The 1,437-nt window shown below is 64.1% G+C and carries 2 protein-coding genes; both read right to left on the bottom strand.

The window, feature by feature from the left end; all coding sequences use genetic code 11:
* A partial coding sequence (locus JCM25156_RS25545) for a histidine phosphatase family protein (RefSeq protein ID WP_034960505.1) occupies window positions 1-158 on the bottom strand: 158 nt, incomplete at its 3' end.
* A 68-nt stretch (window positions 159-226) separates the two neighbouring features.
* On the bottom strand, window positions 227-1,216 hold the full coding sequence (locus JCM25156_RS16500) for a ribose-phosphate pyrophosphokinase (protein ID WP_025813979.1): 990 nt from the start codon (window positions 1,214-1,216) through the stop codon (window positions 227-229).
* Window positions 1,217-1,437 lie beyond the last annotated feature (221 nt).

Genomic DNA, 1,437 nt, shown 5'->3' with positions numbered 1-1,437 from the left:
GTCCAGTGGCGGGCCAGCAGCAGGCCCGCGGCCTCGGCCTGCGCGATTCCGGTCGGGTTGAGGGGAATATCGGTGCGCCCCTGCGAACGGCCCTGTGCATTCCAGTCCGTCTCCCCATGGCGCAGATACCAGTAAGGGCGGGCGATCAGGTCGGTCATGGGTCGTTCCTTCTTGCTACACCCCTGCGGGGGTAGCGCCGTGCCGGTGAGACGGTCAATCCCCAGCCTCAGTCAAACAGCGAGGAGACCGAACTTTCATCCGATATGGCCTGCATCGCCTGCGAGATGAGCGCTGCCGTGCTGATCTGGCGGATATTGCTCGACGCCCGCACGGCGTCGGTCGCGACGATGCTGTCCGTCAGCGTCAGCATGCCCAGCGGCGACTGGCCCACGCGGCTGACCGCGCTGCCCGTCAGCACGCCATGGGTCACATACGCTTCCACCGCCGCCGCGCCGTGCTTCATCAGCGCTTCCGCCGCGTTGCACAGCGACCCGCCACTATCAACAATGTCATCGACCAGAATGCAGTAGCGCCCCCGCACGTCACCGATCACGTTCATGACCTCCGACACGCCAGCGCGCTCGCGGCGCTTGTCGATGATGGCCAGATCGACATTCAGGCGCTGCGCCATCTGCCGGGCGCGGACCACGCCACCCACATCGGGCGAGACGATCATGAGGTTATGCGCGCCACCGGGAATGTCCATCGGCGGCGCCTCATAGGGAAGCCGGGGTTCGCCATCAAGCTTCATGCGGCCGCGAATATCGCGCGTGAACAGGGGGGCCGCGTACAGGTTGTCAACCGGAATGTCGAGAAAAGCCTGAATCTGCATGGCGTGCAGGTCCATGGTCAGGACGCGGTTGGCCCCGGCCTCGACGAGGATATTGGCGACCAGCTTGGCGCTGATGGGCGTGCGCGGGCCGGATTTGCGGTCCTGACGCGCATAACCGAAATAGGGCATGACCGCCGTGATGCGCCGCGCCGACCCGCGACGCAGCGCGTCGAGCATGATCAGCAGTTCCATGAGGTTGTCATTGGTGGGCGAACAGGTGCTCTGGATGACGAACACGTCCTCGCCACGCACGTTTTCATGGATTTCGACAAAGATTTCCATATCAGCGAAACGCCGGACGGTTGCATTGCAGAGCGGCATTCCCAGCTCTGCCGCGACTTTCTCTGCAAGAGGCAGGTTGCTGTTACAGGCAACAATCTTCATCGTGTGACGCTCCTGGGCGGCGGTGCAGGCGGTGGGGCGGCCTTGTTTGTTTCCGCTCCCGTCATTTCATGTGCCGGGTTCTAACAACCGCCACATACCATGTCACCTGCCTAAGGATGGAGAAACCTGCACGCCTGCCCCTCGTTGCCGATCCGTCACACCCGCCCGTGGCGGCGGAAGCGTCACGCCGGGAAAGGGCCTGCGGGGGGGAGACTGCACGG

This window comes from Komagataeibacter kakiaceti JCM 25156 (assembly GCF_000613305.1).
Note: the sequence above shows the minus strand (reverse complement) of the source record. Positions and strands in the feature narration are given on the sequence as shown.

Excerpts from the sequence above, each read along its gene's own strand:
- JCM25156_RS16500 (WP_025813979.1), bottom strand. The coding sequence starts at position 1,216 with ATGAAGATTGTTGCCTGTAACAGCAACCTGCCTCTTGCAGAGAAAGTC.